Source organism: Streptomyces purpureus (assembly GCF_014648195.1).
Classification (GTDB): Bacteria; Actinomycetota; Actinomycetes; order Streptomycetales; family Streptomycetaceae; genus Streptomyces; species Streptomyces purpureus.
Map to the genome: position 1 here is coordinate 1 of NZ_BMQQ01000048.1, position 3,672 is coordinate 3,672.

Below are 3,672 nucleotides of genomic sequence, written 5' to 3' on the forward strand. Positions count from 1 at the left end.
CGGCCTCGGTCACGTTCTCACTAGTCATCGGTGCATCCTCCATGATCGGGAGTTACACCGAACGATTTACAGTCCCGATCAAAACCAGCTGGAACTCAATCTGGGACTACAGCCGCACCAGACTCGTCAACCGCTACACCAGCTGACCGATCAGCCGCTGCGCCATGCCAGGACAACCCGGCATGGCGCAGCGAGCGGGCGACTTCGGGAGGTGCTGGGGATGACGGCGCGGCTGGTCGTCGGTAACGGCGGGCAGGAGCCGCGGGAGTTGAGTGTGGAGCCGTGGGCGGACGTTCATTGGATTCCGCCCAAGCAGTCTTCCGTCGTGGTGACCCACTCGCCCCGGGATTCCTGGCCGGGGACGTTGCGCGGCGACGAGCCGTTCCAGGTCGACCATCGGGCCGATTCGGTCACGGTCTGGGCCAACGGCCACTGCTTCCACATCAGCGACCAGGACGGCAACGAGATCCTCGCGGTCGACTACGACTGCCCTGACCGAGCCCCGGCCTGCGGCTCACGGGACGGCGGGTGGCTCTAGGGTGGGCGTTCTGGGAGTTCACCGATCGGCCCGAACTGGAGGCGGCATGGCCCTGGCGATGAAGTTGAGCGCCATAACGCTCGACTGCCCCGACCCGCTCGTCCTGTTGGCGTTCTACCAGGAAGCCACCGGCCTCGAGCCGCACCCGAAGTCGAACGCCGACTTCGCCGGGCTCAACCGGCAGGACGGGCTGCTCATCGGATTCCAGCGGGTCGAGGGCTACCGGGCTCCCAGCTGGCCCGAGCAGAGCGTGCCGCAGCAGTTGCACATGTGCTTCGAGGTGGCCGACCTGGACGGGGCCGAGGCACGGCTGCTGGAGCTGGGGGCGGGAAAGCCGGGTCATCAGCCGAACGAGGAGCGGTGGCGGGTTCTCACCGATCCGGCCGGGCATCCCTTCTGTCTCGTGCAGCGCTGAGCGGACACCTTCGGCATATGCCCCTGGCGATCGCCCGAGAGGGTGGTTCTTCCCCGGTTCGCCGGACAAGCACCCCCGGCTGCCCCATCGTTGCCGCCAAAGTGACGGACCAGGAGGGGCCATGGAGTGGCAGAGGGACGGGTTCCCCGCGCACGAGGGAACAGTGGGCGTAGTCCTCGCCGACGGCAGTGAATCGCGCGCCGTGTACTTCGACATGGGCAGCGGCGGCCACTTCCCCACGTCGACCGACTGGTGGATCTACGACGGCACCTGCGGCGCCCCGCGCGCCGAGCGGATGCTGGCGGCCTGCGCCTGCGGCTGGCGTGCGCAGGTCTCGTACCCGATCGACTGGAGCCAGGTCCGGCGCCGCGAACCGTACACCTACGACACCTCCCCGCTCGCCCAGGACTGGAAGATCCACATCGAGGACGTCGAGGCGCGGACCGTACCCCTGCCGGCCGAGCTCGCCGACCTGCTTCAGCGGCTGGACCAGCACCTGGACCGCCTGGCCCACGACGCACCGCTGGCCGCGCTGAAGGCCGTGCGCGCGCTGGAGACGATTATCGCCACCACCGGGCCGACGGCGGCCTTCATGACCGTCAGCGGCGCAGAGATCCCCTGGCCCCGGATCGCCGAAGGCCTCGGCACCACCGAATCCGAGGCCCGCTCCCGCCTGCGCCGCTACGAGTACCCCCGCCGGCCCTGACCCCGGCCCCGGCCGGCCCCGGGCCCCTTCCTTTGCGCCGAAGCGAGACTGACGGGTCCTGGACGAACGTACGGTCCCCGCACCCCATGGTGGCGATTTGCCCGGGGTTTTCCCTGCTCAGTGTCGGTGAAGAAGGGGCGAAGAAGGGACACCGAGCAGACCCGTAACGCTCGGCGGACGCCCCCCGCGCCTTGTTCCGATCAATGCGTGCCGGTAGCTGACCGCTCTCTTTCGGATATGACTTCCTGTGGCGGAAAACAGGACGCAGTAGGTGGTCTTGCGAGGCGAGGGGATTTTGCGTAGCGCGCATGGTCGTCTCTGGCCATAACGCTCCGTGGCGTTGGCGCGACCGTGCGATACCCAAGTAGGGTCCGGGAACCGGCAGTTGACGCCGGAAAAAGACAGTGACCCTGGCGGGCCGTCGAAAACCATGCCAGGGCCTGTCGATCACCAAGATTCCGACCTACCGCACCTGAGCCGCATCCACTGAAAGGGACTGCTCATGTATCTGGGCCGTCATCACCGCCTTGGCCTGGTAGGGCCTTTGGCGTCGGGCGTTGAAAGTATCATGCCGTCCTTCTCACCTTGGGAAACCCGACAGGGCGAGGACATGGCAGTCCCGCTGAACGCACTCTTCTTCATCGCGCTCGTCGTGATGCCGATCGTCCTCGTCATCGGCGCGTCGGGTGACTGGGCTGCCATGGCCCTGGTCGCCTTCCTCACCGCGGCCGCACCCGGTAGTACTACCTCCTACCTGCGCGTTCGCGGCCACTGACGAAACTCCCCGCTTTCCATGCTGCCGGACCCCCGCACGGGGGCCCGGCAGCGCCTGCCTCACCGCTCACTCACGACGGGCCCGGGAATTTGCTGCAAAAGCGGCCGTGGACGACCAGGTCTCACACACAAAACCGGGCCTCGCGCTTCCCCCGAAAGGGGCACCACCGCCATGGCACCGCACGCCGAACGCACCGTCATCTGTCCCAACTGCCGCAAGGAGTTCACCCGTCCCGGCGGCCGTGGCCGTCCCAACAAGTACTGCACGCCCGCCTGCGGAGCCGCCAGCCGCCGTAAAGCCGCCGAGCCTCCCGACTCCTCCGCCTACACCCTCCCCGTCATCGAGATCGGCGACGACATCAGCCGCGAGGCCGCCGACCTCGTCTCCGACGTGTACGCGGAGCTGTCCTCCGCCGAACTGCTCGACCGCCGGGCGATCCTCCAGCGCCACCTGGACGACTTCGAGGCCGCCGTCATCCGGCGCGGCCGCGCCCGCGGCGAGTCATGGGAGGACCTGAGCGTCGCCCTGAGCATCAGCCCCGAACGCCTGCGCAAGAAGTGGACCACCGACGCGCTCGAACGCCGCCTCGAACTACGCGCCTCCCGCACGGAAACCGAAGCCACCCCCGCCTTCCAGAACGCGCTCGTCCCCGGCCCGCGCACCGCCCGCCCCGCAGCGCCCTCCCACCCCGCCGAGACCGGCGCCCCGCGCCTCCGCACCGGACGCCGCACCGCCCTGCCGCCCACCGGCCAAGGCCCCCAACCCCTCGCCCGCGCGCTGTCCCACCTCCAGCGCCACGGCCACAAGACCGTCCGGGACATCGCCGCCTACGCCCTGATCACACCCTCGTACGTCTCCAAGATCCTCGCCGGCACCCGGCTGCCGTCCTGGCCGGTGACCGAGCGGCTCGCCGAGGCCTACGAAGTCGACGCCCAGGACCTGCGCCCCCTGTGGGACGCGGCCCGCCGGCAGCGCACGCCCGGCACGATGCCGCCCCACCCCGACCACAACCCCGCCCGGCGATTCCACACCGCCATCCGCAGCCTCCACCTGGCAGCCGACCGGCCCGACCTGTGGACCATCCGCGAGAACAGCGACAACGTCCTCAGCCTCGCCACCATCACCCGCGTCCTCAGCGGCCCCTACGTACCCGACTGGAACACCACCGGACGCCTCGTCGCCGCCCTCAGCGGCCGCCCCACCGACATACGGCCGCTGTGGCAGGAAGCCACCGCACC

Annotated in this window: 5 protein-coding genes; all 5 read left to right on the forward strand. The window is 69.3% G+C overall.

All coding sequences use genetic code 11. The features are described 5' to 3' along the window. Window positions 1-220: 220 nt before the first annotated feature. On the forward strand, window positions 221-538 hold the full coding sequence (locus IEZ01_RS32955) for a hypothetical protein (protein ID WP_189205432.1): 318 nt from the start codon (window positions 221-223) through the stop codon (window positions 536-538). Window positions 539-584: 46 nt separating this feature from the next. Next, window positions 585-953 (forward strand): VOC family protein, encoded by a 369-nt coding sequence (locus IEZ01_RS32960; RefSeq protein WP_189205433.1) that lies wholly within the window; start codon window positions 585-587, stop codon window positions 951-953. Between the two features lie 121 nt (window positions 954-1,074). After that, window positions 1,075-1,659: a hypothetical protein gene (locus tag IEZ01_RS32965; RefSeq protein WP_189205435.1), complete on the forward strand. Its 585-nt coding sequence runs from the start codon at window positions 1,075-1,077 to the stop codon at window positions 1,657-1,659. A 610-nt stretch (window positions 1,660-2,269) separates the two neighbouring features. Continuing rightward, window positions 2,270-2,434, forward strand: coding sequence for a hypothetical protein (locus tag IEZ01_RS32970; protein ID WP_158685745.1), 165 nt, complete (start codon window positions 2,270-2,272; stop codon window positions 2,432-2,434). Window positions 2,435-2,605: 171 nt separating this feature from the next. Beyond that, window positions 2,606-3,672: helix-turn-helix domain-containing protein (locus IEZ01_RS32975; protein ID WP_189205437.1), on the forward strand; the 1,067-nt coding region annotated here is incomplete at its 3' end.

Coding starts and splice junctions, on each gene's coding strand:
- IEZ01_RS32955 (WP_189205432.1), top strand. CDS start 221: ATGACGGCGCGGCTGGTCGTCGGTAACGGCGGGCAGGAGCCGCGGGAG.
- IEZ01_RS32960 (WP_189205433.1), top strand. CDS start 585: ATGGCCCTGGCGATGAAGTTGAGCGCCATAACGCTCGACTGCCCCGAC.
- IEZ01_RS32965 (WP_189205435.1), top strand. CDS start 1,075: ATGGAGTGGCAGAGGGACGGGTTCCCCGCGCACGAGGGAACAGTGGGC.
- IEZ01_RS32970 (WP_158685745.1), top strand. CDS start 2,270: ATGGCAGTCCCGCTGAACGCACTCTTCTTCATCGCGCTCGTCGTGATG.